The organism is Desulfovibrio desulfuricans (assembly GCF_024460775.1).
GTDB lineage: Bacteria > Desulfobacterota > Desulfovibrionia > Desulfovibrionales > Desulfovibrionaceae > Desulfovibrio > Desulfovibrio desulfuricans_E.
In genome coordinates, this window is the sequence record NZ_JANFYZ010000008.1 from 40,298 (window position 1) to 57,116 (window position 16,819).

Annotated in this window: 17 protein-coding genes; all 17 read left to right on the top strand. The window is 60.3% G+C overall.

Going from position 1 to position 16,819, the window contains the following annotated elements:
• The 17 genes from NE637_RS10725 to NE637_RS10805 all read left to right on the top strand — a co-directional run bounded on the left by NE637_RS10725 (window position 1) and on the right by NE637_RS10805 (window position 16,796).
• On the top strand, window positions 1-996 hold the full coding sequence (locus NE637_RS10725) for an NAD(P)H-dependent glycerol-3-phosphate dehydrogenase (protein WP_227118304.1): 996 nt from the start codon (window positions 1-3) through the stop codon (window positions 994-996).
• 770 nt (window positions 997-1,766) lie between these two features.
• On the top strand, window positions 1,767-5,480 hold the full coding sequence (locus tag NE637_RS10730) for a complex I subunit 5 family protein (protein WP_227118305.1): 3,714 nt from the start codon (window positions 1,767-1,769) through the stop codon (window positions 5,478-5,480).
• Window positions 5,480-6,451 carry a respiratory chain complex I subunit 1 family protein gene (locus NE637_RS10735; RefSeq protein ID WP_192112241.1) on the top strand — a complete coding sequence of 324 codons (972 nt, stop codon included), beginning with the start codon at window positions 5,480-5,482 and terminating at the stop codon, window positions 6,449-6,451. The genes NE637_RS10730 and NE637_RS10735 overlap by 1 nt, the downstream gene beginning before the upstream one ends.
• Window positions 6,452-6,476: 25 nt before the next feature.
• Complete coding sequence (locus tag NE637_RS10740; RefSeq protein WP_034604940.1) at window positions 6,477-6,911, top strand: NADH-quinone oxidoreductase subunit B family protein; 435 nt, start codon at window positions 6,477-6,479, stop codon at window positions 6,909-6,911.
• Between the two features lies 1 nt (window position 6,912).
• Window positions 6,913-7,491 carry a 4Fe-4S binding protein gene (locus tag NE637_RS10745; RefSeq protein WP_192112240.1) on the top strand — a complete coding sequence of 193 codons (579 nt, stop codon included), beginning with the start codon at window positions 6,913-6,915 and terminating at the stop codon, window positions 7,489-7,491.
• 23 nt (window positions 7,492-7,514) lie between these two features.
• Entirely contained in the window at window positions 7,515-8,054 is a 540-nt protein-coding gene (locus NE637_RS10750; RefSeq protein ID WP_022657683.1) for an NADH-quinone oxidoreductase subunit C, read from the top strand.
• On the top strand, window positions 8,047-9,129 hold the full coding sequence (locus NE637_RS10755; protein WP_192112239.1) for a hydrogenase large subunit: 1,083 nt from the start codon (window positions 8,047-8,049) through the stop codon (window positions 9,127-9,129). Before NE637_RS10750 ends, NE637_RS10755 begins: the two co-directional genes overlap by 8 nt.
• Before the next feature lie 27 nt (window positions 9,130-9,156).
• A complete protein-coding gene (locus NE637_RS10760; protein ID WP_022657681.1) occupies window positions 9,157-9,540 on the top strand; it encodes a hydrogenase maturation nickel metallochaperone HypA/HybF in 384 nt (127 codons plus the stop codon).
• A complete protein-coding gene (locus tag NE637_RS10765; RefSeq protein ID WP_225529887.1) occupies window positions 9,533-10,540 on the top strand; it encodes a 4Fe-4S dicluster domain-containing protein in 1,008 nt (335 codons plus the stop codon). The genes NE637_RS10760 and NE637_RS10765 overlap by 8 nt, the downstream gene beginning before the upstream one ends.
• A 473-nt stretch (window positions 10,541-11,013) precedes the next feature.
• Window positions 11,014-11,700: a Crp/Fnr family transcriptional regulator gene (locus tag NE637_RS10770; RefSeq protein WP_192112238.1), complete on the top strand. Its 687-nt coding sequence runs from the start codon at window positions 11,014-11,016 to the stop codon at window positions 11,698-11,700.
• A gap of 168 nt (window positions 11,701-11,868) precedes the next feature.
• Window positions 11,869-12,450, top strand: coding sequence for a flavodoxin family protein (locus NE637_RS10775; protein WP_227118306.1), 582 nt, complete (start codon window positions 11,869-11,871; stop codon window positions 12,448-12,450).
• 31 nt (window positions 12,451-12,481) lie between these two features.
• Complete coding sequence (locus tag NE637_RS10780) at window positions 12,482-12,934, top strand: pyridoxamine 5'-phosphate oxidase family protein (RefSeq protein ID WP_227118307.1); 453 nt, start codon at window positions 12,482-12,484, stop codon at window positions 12,932-12,934.
• A 67-nt stretch (window positions 12,935-13,001) separates the two neighbouring features.
• Window positions 13,002-14,390: a 4Fe-4S binding protein gene (locus tag NE637_RS10785; protein WP_227118308.1), complete on the top strand. Its 1,389-nt coding sequence runs from the start codon at window positions 13,002-13,004 to the stop codon at window positions 14,388-14,390.
• 109 nt (window positions 14,391-14,499) lie between these two features.
• On the top strand, window positions 14,500-15,039 hold the full coding sequence (locus NE637_RS10790; RefSeq protein ID WP_022657675.1) for an HPP family protein: 540 nt from the start codon (window positions 14,500-14,502) through the stop codon (window positions 15,037-15,039).
• A gap of 301 nt (window positions 15,040-15,340) precedes the next feature.
• Entirely contained in the window at window positions 15,341-16,141 is an 801-nt protein-coding gene (locus tag NE637_RS10795) for an AzlC family ABC transporter permease (RefSeq protein ID WP_215646674.1), read from the top strand.
• Window positions 16,138-16,488 carry an AzlD domain-containing protein gene (locus tag NE637_RS10800; RefSeq protein ID WP_215646676.1) on the top strand — a complete coding sequence of 117 codons (351 nt, stop codon included), beginning with the start codon at window positions 16,138-16,140 and terminating at the stop codon, window positions 16,486-16,488. The genes NE637_RS10795 and NE637_RS10800 overlap by 4 nt, the downstream gene beginning before the upstream one ends.
• Window positions 16,488-16,796, top strand: coding sequence for a DUF4911 domain-containing protein (locus NE637_RS10805; RefSeq protein WP_192112232.1), 309 nt, complete (start codon window positions 16,488-16,490; stop codon window positions 16,794-16,796). The genes NE637_RS10800 and NE637_RS10805 overlap by 1 nt, the downstream gene beginning before the upstream one ends.
• The last annotated feature ends 23 nt before the right edge of the window (window positions 16,797-16,819 follow it).

Genomic DNA, 16,819 nt, shown 5'->3' on the forward strand with positions numbered 1-16,819 from the left:
ATGTCCAATCCTGAAATCTGCGTTGCTGGCGGCGGGAGCTGGGGCACGGCCCTGGCGCACCTGCTGGCGGGAAACGGCTACAAGACCTGCCTCTGGCTGCGCGATGCCGCAGTGGCCGAGGCTGTGCGCAACCGGCACGAAAACCCGCGCTATCTGCCGGGCTTTGCCCTGCATCCCAGCCTTGACGCTACCACTGACCCTGCCGCCATGGGGCGGGAAATCGTTGTGCTGGCGGTTCCCTGCCAGCAGTTGCGTGGCTGGCTTGCCGCCAACGCTGCCTTCTTTCGCAAAAACGTGGTGCTGGTAAATGCCGCCAAGGGCATTGAAACCACAAATCTCGCCACGTGCGCGGAGGTGACGGAACAGAGCCTTGGGCATCTTGCACCCCGCTACGCGACACTTTCCGGGCCATCTTTTGCTGCGGACGTTCTGCGCGGTCTGCCCACGGCCGTGGTTCTGGCTACGGCGGACGAGGCTCTGGGGCACCTGCTGCGACAGATATTTTCCGGCAGCGCTTTTCGCTGCTACTCCAGCACTGATGTGATGGGCGTTGAAATGGGCGGCGCGGTCAAAAATGTCATGGCCATAGCTGCTGGCGTTTGCGACGGCCTCGGCCTTGGGCACAACAGCCGCGCGGCGCTCATTACCCGTGGCCTTGCCGAAATGAGCCGTCTGGGAGTTGCCCGAGGGGCACAGCCGCATACCTTCATGGGGCTTTCCGGCCTTGGCGACCTTACCCTCACCTGCACGGGCGACCTTTCGCGTAACCGCCAGGTAGGCCTGCGGCTAGGGCGCGGTGAAAAGCTTGAACATATCACGACCAGCCTTGGCATGGTGGCCGAAGGTGTTAAAACCACAGCCGCCATTCACGAGCTTGCCCGCAGGCTTGAAGTTGACGCGCCTCTTACAGACGCTGTGTACAGCATCCTGTATGAAGACAACGATCCTCAAGAGGTGCTACACAATCTTATGTCCCGCCGCCTGCGTGACGAATAGCGCAGTACACTCCACATCAGCATTGCACCATTCCATATAACATGCATTTTGCAGTGCAAAATGCTGTTTTCCTTTTCTCTGATGCAGCAAGTTCTGGAGCTTTTCGGCAGCCGCAAGCCCGGCCCGAAGAGCGCTGCTTTTGCCCGCTCTACCCCCTCTTTTTTCCCCTTCAGAAAATTTTTTTCTTTTTTTTCACGGGTTCAAAATTTTATTTCACATTTCTTGTGCTGCGCACACACTGGTAAAATAAATCACAAAAAAGGTGACTGCGCGCAATGGAATTGTTATCAATTTCGGCGCAATTTTAACACGTTTTTTTAAATTTGTATTACTTCATTTTTTGCGCGATCACCCCCTTTTATCGATAGTTCAAAAAATCACATTTTAACGTGGCGTTGTCATTGAATTTCACAACGTTGCACAATGCATTAGCGCTTTTTTGCACAATTTGTTTGTGTAATCAGTTAAATCAAGACTAACATACCGATTTCACAGCCTCTCAAAATCGCGCAAATAGCAAACCGTTTATTGCTCCCACCCTCACATTACCCATTTTGATACCATTTTTTGCAATCTACCTGTTCTTCTTGGAAGAGTTGTTGCTTGCAACGGTTTGCAAAGTGGGCTAAGCCAAAAAAACTTTTTAAGATCATTTTTTCACGACATGGTATTGTGGTGATACCACGATGCCATTTAGGAAGTGCGGCCCGGACTTGACCGGGTTGATCCGCCGGGTACATCCGAGAGACCCGCAAACCACGGGGCAAACTATGACGGAATCACTGTTTTCGGCAGGCGGCTTTCTTGTGCCGCTTCTCGTGGGCATGGCCCTTATGCTGTATGGCGCGGCGCAGTCCGTGCGACAGCGCAACAATCCCCGCAGCCTGATCCTATGGGGTTCGCTGCATGATGCAGGCATTTTCTGCCTGGGTCTTGGAGCAAGCGGCGGCATCAACAGCACGGGCCTGTGGCTTTTTGTGCTGTTCCAGGCAGCCGCACGGCTGCTGGCCTGGGCCGCTCTTTCACGGCTGACCCCCCCGGCGCTTAATGCACCGGTGCAACTGCAGGATTTGCGCGCCACTGGCAAACGTCAACCCTGGACAGCAGCCTGCTTCGGCCTTGGCATGCTGGCTGCTGTGGGCGGCTCGCCCTTCCTGGTGCCTGAAGCCCGCATGTTCATCAGTTCTGGCATTCTGGGCAGCATGCCCGGCGCCATGGCGGCGCTCATGTGCATGGCCATTGCCACCACAGTTCTTATCTGGCTGCATGTGGAAGCAGTGCGGATTGCCGTGCTGGACACCACAGGCGAAGAAACCCCGGCTTCATGGGCAGCGCCTTCCGGCAATGTTTTTGTGATGCTGGGCCTCGCGGTAGTTGTGGCTCTGTTGGGCCTGTTCAGAGGCCCCATCACCGAACTGTTCGCTTCTTCCTACAATGTGGCTGTACCGCATTCGGCAACGCACCCGGCATACTGGTGTTATTACGCCGGTGCGTTCCTGACCGGCATCGCATTCCTGGCAAAGTTCGACCGCGCGCCCCTGGTGGGCGTGGCCTTCTCCGCTCTGGCGCTGGCGACCACCATCGCCACGCCTGCGGGTCCCACGGCCAAACTCTTCCTGGTTATGATCGCCGTTGTGGGTCTGGTCGTCAGCATATACTCGCTGAGCTACATCCACGAACGTCAGGGCCGCTACTGGTTCTTCCTGCTGCTGACATTCGCATCGCTGGCGGGCATCGTCTCCGCCGCCGACTCGGCGGCCATGTACGGCTACTGGGAACTCATGACCTTCGCCTCCTACTTTCTGGTGGTGCATGAGAACAACCGCAGCGCCTACAATGCTGGCCTCAAATATTATGTAATGTGCGCGGGCGGCGCGCTGTTCATGCTGCCTGGCCTTCTGTTGCTGGGCGATCCTTCGCTTTCGTTCGGGCTGATGCAGGGCGCATTTGTGCTCTGCCTGGCTGGCTTCGGCGTGAAAATGGGTCTTGTGCCCCTGCACTCCTGGCTGCCTGACGCCCACCCAGCCGCGCCTTCCTCGGTGTCTGGTCCCCTTTCGGGTATCATCACCAAGATGGGCGTGTTCGGCATAGTGGCAGTGCTGCTCATGCGGCCCATGATCATGGGCATGCCCGGCCTGTTCGGCCTTTCCTGGCTGGGCACCGGCCTTGTGGCCATGGGCGCGGCAACCCTGATCTTTGGCGAGATCATGGCTCTGCGCCAGGACGACATCAAACGCATGCTGGCCTATTCGACCCTCGGGCAGATTGGCGAAATCGCCCTGGTGCTCGGCGTAGGCACGTGGCTTTCGACCACAGGCGCGCTGTGGCACATGCTCAACCACGCCATTATGAAGGACCTGCTCTTCCTTGGAGCTGGCGCTCTCATCATGCGCGCGGGCAGCCGCAAGCTTGCAGACCTGCGCGGCCTTGGCCGCCAGATGCCGGTGACCGTTGCCTGCATGGGCATCGGCCTTGTGAGCATCATGGGGCTGCCGCCTTTTGGCGCTTTCTACAGCAAGTTCCTGATGATTCAGGCGGCCGCCGCCGCCGGGCACATCTGGCTGGCGGCCCTGATTCTGGGCGGCTCGCTGGTGGGCCTGATCTACTACACGCGCATTCTGAAAACCCTTGTGTTTGAAGAGCGCCCCGCCGACCTGCCCGCCGTGACCGAAGCGCCGCGCAGCATGCAGATCGGCCTGATCATTCTGGCGGGCATTTGCGTTATCATGGGCCTTGCCCCGCAGCTCGCCATGAACCTTGTGGTGCCGGTGGCCTCCATGTGCTTTACGCCCAACCTCAACGACCCCGATGTGCTCCTGGCCATGAATGTGTCCTGGCCCATCTTCGTGGTTGTTCCTGTGTTTGGCGCAGTGCTGCCCGCCCTGTTCTACCGTGACCGCAAAAAGGCCGGATGGGCCAGCGTGGGCGTGTTGCTGTTCACCGCGCTGCTGGTCATCCTGTTTGGCCGCGATCTGGATACGCTTTCCTTCTGCTTTGCCCTGCTGGTTCCTGTGCTTGGCGCGGTCAACATGGCCTACGCCCTTGGCTACATGGAACACAGCCACCGCCAGTGGCGCTTCTACTGCGCCTTTACCGCCATGTGCGGCGGCCTGGTGGGTATGGCCGCCAGCCAGTACATGCTGAGCTTCTTCCTGTTCTGGGAAATAATGAGCTCGTGGACGCTGTATCTGGCCATTGCCCATGAGGGCGACAAGGACTCGCTGCGCGAGGCCTTCAAGTACTTTATCTTCAACGTGTTCGGCGCGGGCTTCATCTTCCTGGGCCTGTGCGTTGTGGGGCCGTTCACGCCTTTCAACGCCACCCTGCTCACGGGTGCCGCACCTTACATTCCCCACGGCGCGGCATGGCTTGGCATGGCCCTGCTGGCCGCCGGTTTCCTGATGAAGGCGGCCCAGCTGCCCTTCCGCATTGACTGGCAGATGCACCCGGCCCTGGCCCCCACGCCTGTTTCCGGCTACATCTCGTCCGTGCTGCTTAAGAGCGCCATCTTAGGCCTCATCAAGCTGTTCATGCTCATGGGCGGCGGCTTTATGCTGGCCGGCGTGCTCGGCGGCATGGAGCAGAACATCATCAGCACCGTTGCCATGTGGATCGGCGGCATCACCATCATCATGGCTGCCGTGCAGGCCCTGCGCACCAACGTCATCAAGCTTGTGTTCATCTATTCCACTGTGAGCCAGCTTGGGTACATGGTGCTGGCGGTTGCCGCTGGCGGCGCGCTGGGTTACGCGGGCGGCATGCTGCACGTGATCAACCACGTGTTCTTCAAGGATCTGCTGTTCCTTGTGTGCGGCGCAGTCATGTTTGCCACCCACAGGGAAACGCTGGAAGACCTCGGCGGCATTGGCCGCCACATGCCCTTTACCCTTGCCATGTTCGCCATTGCCGGGCTTTCGGTTGTGGGCGTGCCGCCCACCAGCGGATTCTCGTCCAAATGGCTTATCTACCATGCCCTCATGGAAGCGGGCCAGCCCTTCCTGGCGCTGCTCTCCCTGATCGGCAGCGTGCTGACCATGGCCTACATCGCCAAATTCCTGCATGCGGCCTTCCTGGGCCAGCCCTCGCCCAACCTGCACGAAGTGCATGAGGCCCCGCTGATCATGCGCGTGCCCATGGGCATTCTGGCTGCCGGTTGCGTGATCACGGGCGTGTTCCCCGGCCTGGCCCTTGGCCCCATCAACAACGTATTGGCTGAATACGGCTTTATGCCGCTCAACGTGGGCCTGTCCGGCGTGCTTTCCGGCCCCGGCGCATGGAACGCCACAGGCATGTTCGTCATGATGGCCCTTGCATTTGCTGGCGGACGCTGGTTCGTGCTGCGCTTTACCCGCCTGCGCGAAATCGACGTCCACACCTGCGGTCTGCCGGTCGAAACGTCCACCAGCCGCATGAAGCCCTCCAGCATTTTCGGGGAAATCCTCGGCCTTATGGGCGGCAATAAGCCCGCCAAGGAGAACCGCTGATGAGCGACACCCTGCTTGCCATACTGCACATGTGCATCTTCCCCGGCGGGGCCTTTGCCCTGCTGGTGGCGATGTTCTTCAAAGGACTTGACCGCCGGGTCGAGGCGCGGCTGCAGCGCCGCGTCGGCCCCCCGCTGATCCAGCCCTGGCTCGACATCGCCAAGCTGCTGACCAAGGAAACCCTTATCCCCAAAACCGCCTGCCGTTCGGCCTTTTTGATGGCCCCGGTGTTCGGTTTCACGGGTATGGCCGTGTGCGCGGCCTTTATCCCGATCCCCGGCGTGTTCAACGGCCTGTTCAACATGGGCGACCTGCTGGTGATCTTCTACCTGCTGCCCATCCCGGCCATGGCCATCATGCTGGGCGGCTCGGCCTCCAGTTCGCCCTACGGCGCTGTGGGCTTCTCGCGCGAAATGATGCTGATGCTGGCCTATGAAACGCCGCTGCTCATGATTCTGCTCTCTGTCGCCATGCTTACGGGCAAGGTGCTGAGCGGCGGTGCCTGGGGCGCGGAGTTCTCGCTGCTCAAGATCGTCGCCATGCAGCAGCAGGTGGGTTCCTTCGGGTTCAACCCGACCATGATCCCAGCTCTGCTGGCCTATCTGATCTTCCTGCCCGGCACCATGGGCGTTGTGCCCTTTGATATCCCCGAGGCGGAAACTGAACTGATTGAAGGTCCCCTGCTGGAATACGGCGGCCCCTTGCTGGCCCTGTTCCAGATCACGTCCGCGCTCAAGACCTTTGTAGTTTTGGGCCTGGGGGTTGCGCTTTTCTTCCCCGGCACCATATCTGACATATGGCTGGTGAATCTGGTCTGGTTCCTGCTCAAGTGCCTTGGGCTCATGCTGGTTTCGCTCACGCTGGTCAAATCGGCCACCGGGCGCTTCCGCATTGACCAGGCCTTCCGTTTCTACATAACTGTGCCCACGGCGCTTGCGCTGTGCAGCCTTATACTGGTCTGGGTGATGTAAGGAGGCCGACGTGTCGCTGGATAACATGCTTAAAAAACTCTCCGTGCGGTCGCCGTGGCTTTTCCGCATCAACGCAGGCTCGTGCAACGGTTGCGACGTGGAACTGGCAACAACCGCCTGTATTCCGCGCTATGACGTGGAACGCCTGGGTTGCCGCTATTGCGGCAGCCCCCGCCATGCCGATATTGTGCTTGTGACAGGCCCTCTGACCACCAGGGTGCGTGACCGCGTGCTTAAAGTGTGGAACGAAATTCCCGAACCCAAGGTCACTGTGGCGGTGGGCATCTGCCCCATCTCGGGTGGCGTGTTCCGCGAAGGCTATTCCATTGAAGGCCCGCTTGACCGCTACATCCCGGTAGACGTCAACGTGCCCGGTTGCCCGCCTCGCCCGCAGGCCATTCTTGAGGCTGTGGTGCTGGCGCGTTCCATCTGGCTGAAAAAACTGGGCGTGGAGGAGTGATATGGCGGGCTTTCTGAAAGTTCTGTTCCGCAATTTGCTGGAAGGTCCAAGTACCGACCCCTTCCCCTTGGGCGAAACCTTCACCCCCGAAAGGCTGCGCGGCAAGGCTGTTGTGGATCCCGACCTGTGCATGGGCTGCGGCATCTGCCGTCACTCGTGCGCGGCAGGGGCCATCAACATCTCGCCGCTGCCCGACCGCAAGGGTTTTACCATCACCATATGGCAAAACTCCTGCTGCCTGTGCGCCTCGTGCCGCCATTACTGCCCCACCGGGGCCATGAGCATCACGACCGACTGGCACACCGCGCATCCGGAATCGGAAAAATTCAACCGCATCGAACAGCAGACAGTTCGCTACGAGCCCTGCGCCGGTTGCGGCGAGCTTATGCGCCCCCTGCCCAAAAAGCTGGCCGAAAAGCTCTATGCCTATAATGACGAAATCGACAGGGATCTGACGCGCAGGCTCTGCCCCAAGTGCCGCCAGCTTGAGGACGCCAAGCGCAATGCCTGCGTACTGCCCGCCGCCAGCGGCGAGGCAGCGGCGACCAGCGTCACTTCTGCCGCTCCCACCAAGGATTAGCGGTTCATACCCGCGGAGAACATATGCAAGAGACAATTAACGGCAACGCCAAAGTCATCGAGGGGCTTTCAGCCCTGTGTACCGAAGACGACGCCGTACATCACAGCACGGACAGCTTCGGCAACGCTTTTCACTGGTTCAGGCTGGGTACGCCCCGCATGTTGCAGGATGCCGCCGCCATCATGAGCGAAGCCAAGGCGCGCCTGTGCATGACCACTGCTTACAACCGCCGCCAGCTCAGCGAACCCATGCAGGAAGTTTGCTACCACTTTGAGCTGGACGGCGTGGTTTACAACATGACCGTGACCCTTAACGGCGAGTGGCCCACCGTGCCCTCCATCACCCCCCTGTTCGCCAATGCCGACTGGCACGAACGGGAAATGATGGAACTATACGGCATTCAGGTTACAGGCCACCCCAATCCCACGCGCCTGTTTCTGGATGAAGAGCTTGACGCAGGCATTCTCAACGAGGCCGTGCCCCTGTCCATCATGATGAACGGGGCCTGCACCACCGACCTCTGGGAACGCATTCTCAATGACAAGGAGCGCAACCATGAGTAACACCTTCACCATGCCTCTGGGCCCCGTACACGTGGCCCTTGAGGAGCCGGTATATTTCCACCTCACGGTGGAGGGTGAAACGGTTCGCCACGTGGAACTGACCTCCGGTCACGTGCACCGCGGCATGGAAGCCATGGCTACCCAGCGCAACCTCGTCAAGAACGTCACCCTTACCGAACGCGTGTGCTCGCTCTGTTCCAACAGCCACTCCTTCACTTACAGCATGGTGGTGGAAAACGTGCTCGGCATCACCATTCCCGAGCGCGCCTGCTACCTGCGCGTGGTGGCCGAAGAAATCAAGCGCATTGCCTCACACCTGTTCAACACGGCCATTCAGGCGCATATCATCGGCTTCAAGTCGCTGTTCATGCACGTGATGGAAGTGCGTGAAATGATGCAGGACCTCAAGGAAACCGTTTACGGCAACCGCATGAACCTGGCGGCCAACTGCATCGGCGGCGTTAAGTACAACGTCACGCCCGAGCTTTTGGACTACATGCTCAAGACCCTTGCCAAGGTTGAACCGCAGGTGGATGAAATCCGCGAGATCTACGCCACCAACGGCATGGTTCTTGGCCGCACCAAGGGCCTTGGCCTGCTGCCCAAGGAAGACGCCGTGCATCTTGGCGTGGTTGGCCCTGTGGCCCGCGGTTCCGGCGTTGCCATCGACGTGCGCAAGGATTCGCCCTACGCCGCCTACGGCAAGCTGAACTTCAACCCGGTTCTTGAGCACGGCTGCTGCGTGAACTCACGCACCATGGTGCGGCTGCACGAGATATTTGAATCGTTCAGCCTCATCCGCCAGTGCATCGAAAGGATGCCCGAAGGCGAGGTCACGGCGCCCATGCGTCAGATCCGCACGGCAGAGGCCTGCGCCCGCACCGAGGCCCCGCGCGGCGAAGTGTTCTACTACATCCGCACCAACGGCACGGATATGCCCTCGCGCCTCAAATGGCGTGTGCCTTCCTACATGAACTGGAAGGCCCTGGGCGTCATGATGCGTGACTGCAAGGTGGCCGATGTGGCGCTGATAACCAACAGCATCGACCCCTGCGTTTCCTGCACCGAACGCTAGGCGTAAAAGGTTTGGAGAGTTTGATCCATGCATGAGGCAACGCTGGTTCAGGGACTGCTGAACATGGCCATCAAGGCCGTGGAAGACCACAATAAGGCGCATCCGGAATCTCCGGTCAGCCGTATTGCGGAATTTCAGTGCGAACTGGGCCTGCTTGCCTGCGTGGAAGCGCAAACGCTCACCGCCTGCTTTGAACTGCTGGCGGAAGGAACCCTTGCCGAGGGCGCAAAGCTTACGCTTGCATGCGCGCCCCTGGCCTGTACCTGCAATCAGTGCGGACATGAATTCAGCCTGACGCAACGGCATTTCGTCTGCCCAAGTTGCGGCGGCGAAAACATCCACTTCAACGGGGGTCATGGGATGACGCTTATGGCCCTGCACGTTGCATCCGAGGAAACGGACCATGACTGAACATATCCAGGTCGTACCCGACAAATGCCGCGCCTGCCGCCGCTGTGAAGTGGCCTGCATTGCCGCCCACCACGGCATGAGCTTTAAAGAGGCCATGAAACACCGCGACGAACTGGTTTCGCGCGTACAGGTGGTCAAGGCCGAAGGCTTCAAGACCACCGTGCGTTGCCACCAGTGCGACCACGCGCCCTGCGCCAACGTGTGCCCCACCGGCGCATTGCAGCAGGATGCCGATGGCCGCATCATCATGCGCGTACAATACTGTGTTGCCTGTAAGATGTGCATCGCTGCATGCCCCTACGGCACCATCACCCTTGACACCATCGGCATGCCCTCCGTGGACGGCGACGATGGTGAAACCCTGGCCCAGCGCGCCCGCCGCGAAGTGGCCGTGCGCTGCGACATGTGCCGCGCATGGCGCATGGAAAACGGCAAGCGCATCACCGCCTGCATGGAAGCCTGCCCGGCCCACGCCCTCTCGCTGGTGCTGGCAGACGGTTCTGTGGTGGAAGCCCCTGCGCCGGAAAAGAAGCCCGCCATGGAAGGCGCGCCGGAAAAACCCGCCGCTCCAGTGGCAGAACCCGGCCCCCGTGCATCCGTGACCGCTGCTGGCCGCGCCTCTGAAGAGCCTAAGGCTGAGGAAACCAAAGCTGAAGAAGCCAAGGCTGAAGCCCCTGCCGCCCCAGTGGCGGAAGCGGCGGCTCCGGCCCCAGTTGCGGAGGCTCCCGTAGCGCCCAAAGCCGAGGAACCCAAGGTCGAAGCGCCTGTGGAAACTCCCGCAGAAGCCCCTGCCGAAGCCAAAGCCGCTCCGGTAGTGGAAGAAGCCCCCGCGCCTGAAGTCAAGGCGGAGCCTGCGGCAGAAGCCCCGGCAACGGAGCCCGCAACGGCGGCAACACCTGTTGAAACCAAGCCCGTGGCTGCCCCTGCAGCACCCACGGCTGCGGCCTCCAAGCCTGCCAAGAGCAACAAAAAGGCCACCAAGAAGGGCGGCAAGAAGTAAGCGCTTCTGCCCACTCTGCACATTCAGGCCTCGGCGCGGCAGTCGGAATATTCCGGCTTCTGCGCCGAGGCTTTGCGCTTTATGCAAAGGCCGCACGTTTCCCGCATGCAGCCTCTATAATCATTAGCGCTTGAAATGCTCGCTTACACCAGCCAAAAACCTGCCTGCTCGCATTTCGTGGCAAGGATTTTCGGGAACATCCTTGCAGAACAGTTAATTCATTTCATTTGCACCCTGTTATAAAATCACCTTAACATACAGCATGTTGCTTTGATTTAGCCTGAAATGCGGCTCTGAATTGCAAGTTTTTGTGATCTCGGTCACAGAACATCCCGGGCATTTCTGGTGTATTGCCAGTGTTGCTGACAACAGGCCTTGCTGTCAGCCATGGCACTGAGGCGTTCCGTACAGACGTAAGCGAAACTGCAATACCAGACCGTCCGCACGCATGCTGAGGTCTGAGGGGAGACAAGATGGAAAACAGCGACCTGCAAACCATCCATGCTGCCTTGCAAACCGGCCCCTTTGCGGCCATGTCGGATACTGAACGCCAAAAGCTGGCCCTGCACGCCCGTGTGCAGCCATTCAGCCAGGGCGCGACGCTTTTTCGCGAAGGCGAAGCCACTACCGATGCCATGCTGCTGCTCTCGGGCATGGTCAAACTGTGCCGCCACTCGGCTCAGGGCAAGGAATGTGTGCTGCACCTCGTGCGTTGCGGCAGAATGCTGGACGCAGGGGTGCTTTTTTATGAAGAAGGCCTGCCCGCAACGGCTATCGGAGTGCAGAACGGCGTAGTTTTGCGGCTCGAACGCAAGGCCCTGCTTGAAGCCCTGCGCAACGACGCGGCCCTTGGGGTAGCCATGCTGGCGGCCATGAGCCTGCGCCAACGCCTGTTCATCAACAAGATTGCGGGGTCGCAGGGTCGCATTTCCGTTTCGGGCCGGGTAGCGGCGTGGCTGCTGCACCGTGCAAAAATGGAAAAAAGCGCTACCCTGAGCATGGGCGTTACCCAGGAAACCCTGGCCCGACAGATGGGGATAAGCCGGGAGAGTTTGAGCCGGGAGCTTAGCGCCCTGACATCAGCCGGACTCATTGACCGCGACCGACGCCGCATTATTCTGCTTGATGCCAACGCCCTGCGCGAAAGGGCAGAAGCATAGATTCATTTCATATCGATACCACTCTGTCGGCTGCAGGCGCAGCTTTGACCGTTATACAGTGAAGATGCCGCCACTCAGGCAGCACCGCCTTTATGAGTGCGCGCTCGCCAAGGAGCGCTCCAAACGCGATGAGAATGCAAACTCTCAAAACAGATTTTCAGGATCAGCATGAACGCTTGCATTGTTTATTCTTCCTGCACGGGCAATACCCGCAAAGTGGCTGAGGCTCTGGCCGACACCTCGGGTCTTCCCTGCTTTCCCGTGCGCATCGCCCCTGAGCCGGATGACTTTGATATACTGGCCCTGGGCTTCTGGGTGCGCAAAGGCCTGCCTGATGCCCGCGCCCTGCGCTACATGGAGCGTATACGCGGCAAGCACGTATTTTTTTTCGGCACGCTGGGCGCGTGGCCCCATTCAGACCACGCCCGCCGCTGCATGGCGGCAACGCACAAAATTTTACAGGCTGGCGGCAATGCGGTAGTTGATGGATTCTTGTGCCAGGGCCGGGTCAATCCGCAGGTGGTTGCCGCATCCCAACGCAAGGGCGGCCATCCCCTGAGTCCAGAGCGTCTGGCCCGCCTGCGCGAGGCTGAGCGCCATCCGGACGCGGCAGATCTTGCTGCGGCGCGCCTGCACTGGCAACGCAGCCTGCAAAAATACACTGCCAATGCCCCAGCCCCGCAACCCCCTTGTCTTGCCGCAGGCATCTTATCCACGCCGGAACCCATCGGCAGCAATACCTCGCTGTAACCAGACAGCAGGCCAGTATCAGGAGCCGCAAATGCGCAAACATAACCGCGAATGCCTTGATCCGGCATTTTTTGACGAAGTTTTTTCCACCGCCGAAGACCTCTGCCTTGCCATGCACGACGGGGAATTTCCCTATGTCATTCCGCTCAACTTTGTGCGCCAGGGCAACTGCATCTACGTCCACTGCGCCCTTGAAGGTCACAAGCTGGACTGTATCCGCCGCAACCCCAATGTGGCCTTTACCTTGTATGCGGATGTGACCATCCATAGGGAAAAGTCCACGACCTATTACAAATCGCTGTGCGGCACCGGACGCGCCGTGATTGTGGATGATCCGGCGGAAAAGGGCCTCGCCCTTGATGCCCTGGCAGTGCGCTACGCCGCCCTTTGCCCCACGCCCACGCCGGATGCGGCCCTTGCCCGCACGGGCGTGGTACGCATTGACATTGTGGATCTGGTGGGCAAGCGCAAACTGCCCAAGTAAACGCCTCACCCCATGCACGGCGGCGCGTAACAACGCCATAACATGCCGAATGTAAAGGAAGTCTGACATGCGCGGAGCTTCCCGCCTTATCCCCTTGCCTTCTTTTCTGGCCCTGCTGCCTGCTGGAGCGCACTTCTGGCGCAGCGGTCAGCCCGGCCTCGCCGCCGCCTGCCTTGCTCTGGCCCTGCTTGCCTGGGGCCGCGCCGCGTGGGTGCGCCTGCTGCTCCTGCTGGTGCTGCCCCTGCTGGCCGCCCGCTGGATATGGGCTGCGGCCCAGTTTGTGCAAATGCGCATGTTCATGGGCGAACCGTGGCACAGGCTGGCTGTTATCCTGCTGAGCGTTGCCCTGTTGACGGCGCTTGCCGCCCTGCCCCTGCTGCGCGAATCCGCGCGACAACGCTACCACAAGGGGGACACGAGCGTGCGCACCCAACTGGCCGCCCTGTTCCTTTGCCTTGTCCTGTTGCTGCCAGTCTGGCTTATGAAGCCGCAGATGCTGGTTATAGAACGGTTTTTCCCCCAATGGGGATCACTGCAACTTGCGCTGGCGAGCATCTGGGCGGCCTGCGCAGCCGGATGGCTGAGCGGCAAAAAGGTTCCGCAGGTCAGAATGCGCCTGTGGCGGCTTTTTTCACTGGTCTTTTTCGCCCAGCTTGTCCTTGGGCTCGCTCTGGAAAGCCGCTTTCTTCTCAGCGGGCAACTGCATCTGCCCGTTCCGGGGCTGATCGCCGCCGCGCCCATCTATCGTGGCGGCGGCTGGTTCATGCTGGGCCTGTTCACTTTTTCCACCCTGATTGCGGGCGCGGCCTGGTGCAGCCATCTTTGCTACTTTGGCGTGTGGGATGCCAGCGCCGCAAAGTCCTGCGCCGGAGGCCCGCACGGATTATCTGCGATAAAAAATTCCGGCTCTGCAAACACCGATTCCGGTAATGTTGCTCCGCCCGTTCCCCGCCGCGCTCCCAGGTGGTTGCCATATCTGCGGCTCGCCATGCTGGGCCTGACCCTTGCCGTTCCCCTGCTCTTGCGTTTTTCGGGTGCGCCGCTGGAGGCGGCTCTTGCCTGCGGCCTATTGCTTGGACTGCTGGCTGTACCGGCATCCCTGCTGGTCAGCCGCAAAGCCGGATATGCCGCCTACTGCCGGGGCCTCTGCCCCTTGGGGCTGCTGGCAAAGTGGATTGGGCGCATTACCCCCTGGCGCGTGCGCCGCACAGGCCCCTGCCGCCGCTGCATGGCCTGCGTACGGGTATGCCGTCAGGACGCCATGGGTGACCCCATGACGACATCAGGCCCCAATGCGGACTGCAATCTGTGCCGCGACTGCATAGCTGTATGCCCGCAAAAGGCGCTCTCCATAACCTGCTACGGCATGCACGGCACGCAAGCCTGGGCAGGCCCAACACTCATTGCCCTGCTTGCTGCCCTGCACGCGGCATTTCTTGCCATGGCCCGTATCTAGACCAGATTAGCTTTGAAATGCTCCAACGCAGCCACAAACAGTTCATTCAACCAGGGAAGCACGGCTTCACAACCCGCGATTCTCGCAACATCTAGTAACGAGGATGCCAATGATGCGTGTTTTGCGCCGCCTGCGGGCAGGCACAATGGCCCCGCCCAGGGCCGACTGGAATGAAATATTCTGGGCATGGGCAGGCAGTTGCCTGTCCATAATCAGCCTTGCGCTGCTTGAAAAGCTCTGCTCGCAAGAGTGGAATCTGCCCCTGCTCATCGGCTCGTTCGGCGCTTCCGCCGTGCTGGCCTTTGGCGCGCCCCACAGCCCGCTGGCCCAGCCCCGCAATCTTGTGGGCGGGCACGTGCTTTCCGCGCTTGTGGGCGTGAGCTGCCAGCTCCTGTTCAGCGATAATCCGGTGCTGGCCTCGGGCCTTGCTGTTTCCACGGCCATCGCCCTCATGCACGCAACGCAGACCCTGCATCCTCCGGGCGGCGCAACGGCTCTTATCGCCGTCATCGGCGGCCCCGGCATCCACAGTCTCGGCTACTGGTACGTACTCCTGCCCTGCGCAGCGGGGGCCATCTGCATGCTGGCCCTGGCCTATGCGGCCAACAATCTCGCCGCCCGCAAGAGGTATCCCCTTTTCTGGTGGTAAGGGTCTTACAAAAAACGCGGTGCTGACGATCCATATTTGCAGCACAGAGTCATAACAGTTTGCCTGCCTTCGTGGAGTCTGCCCTTGCGGCCCTTCACGAAGGCAGGCAAATTTCGCTTCATGGATGGAGGCAGCAAACGAAACACCTTGCTTTCTCCATTGCATCTGCTTGGCTCATGCTAGAAGGGCAGCCCGCCGAACTCCAGCCAGCCGCCGAACCTGGAACCAATCCCTGGCTCTGGCTTGCCAGCCAGGAGCAAAGGGCGTAGCCTCATTGTCTTACTTTTATCGAGGTTATGACATGTCCGGCATATCTTCCGCTTCCCCCCTGGCGGAGGGCCTGCGGCGCGCACTGCCCATTGTGCTGGGCTACCTGCCCGTAGGCTTCGCTTTTGGGGTTCTTGCAGTCAAGAACAACATCCCGCCCTCTCTGGCTGTCGCCATGTCCGTGCTCATGTTTTCCGGCTCCGGCCAGTTCGTGTTCGCGGGCATGTGGGGCGCTGGCGCAAGCGCGCTCTCCATCATGGCGGCAGTGTTTATTGTAAACCTGCGCTATCTGCTGCAATCCGCCGCAGAATCTCCCTGGCTGGCTGGCCTGCCGCGCGGGCAACGCTTTCTGCTGGGCCTCGGCCTTACGGACGAAACCTTTGCCGTCCATGTTACGGCTTTTCAGAACGGTTGGCAGCGCAGCCTCACCACGCTCTTTGTCTGCAACCAGACCGCGCAGCTGGGCTGGGTTTCCGGTGCGGCCATCGGCGCGTTCTGCGGCGAGCTTGTGAGCGATGTCAAGCCGCTGGGCCTTGATTATGCCCTCACCGCCATGTTTCTGGCCCTGTTGGTGCCGCAGTGCGTCAGCCGCCTGCATGTGCTGGTGGCGCTCTTTACCACCACGCTTTCCATCAGCCTCAAGGCAGCGGGCATGACCCAGTGGAACATTGCCGTTGCCACGGTGCTTGGCGCAAGCCTTGGCACATGGCTCTTGGTGCGCAAGGCGCGGCACGAGGGCGCACCCCTTGACCTTGCCGACCGGCAAAGCAAGGATGCAGACAGCCGCGATATCAGCAACATGGCGACACCGCGCACAGAGGAGGCCGAATCATGAACGAAAGCGGATGGTTCAGCACCCATGCGGCCCTGCTGCTCTGCCTGCTTGGCAGTGTTCTGGTTACTGTTCTGCCCAAGATCCTGCCTGTCACTTTTTTGAAGGGCGACAGCCTGCCTCCGCTGCTGCGGCACTGGCTGTCCTTTGTGCCCGTCGCCGTCATGGCGGCTCTGGTGGGGCCGGACGTGTTTTTTTACGAAGGTCATTTTAACGCTGGCCCCTCCAACCTGTTCCTGATGGTGGCCCTGCCCTCTCTGCTGGTTGCGTGGTGGTCAAAGAACTACTTTCTCACCATCGCTTTCGGCATTGGCCTTGTCATTCTGGCCCGCTGGACCGGGTTGTACTGATGCCGCGCGCACGAGGGTCCGCTTCCGGGCCGCCTTCCCTGCGCGAAAGGCGCAAACCGGCTCCAGCACTGCCGCCGCCAACACGCAGCGCCAGCCTTTTGGTGCGCATTGCGCCGGAGCATACGGGGCTGTTCCGCTTTTTGCTCGAAGCTTATGAGCACATTGCCTATTTTACCGTGCTTGAAAACAAGACCGCCCTGCTGCGGGTTATTTATTCCCCCCACAGGGAGCGAGAGGCGCGCGAGGCTCTGGGCCAGATGGCCCAAAGCCTGCCCTTCACCGTGGAGGAATGGCCCAAGCAGGCATAATCGACGCTCTCAGGCTGCGTCTG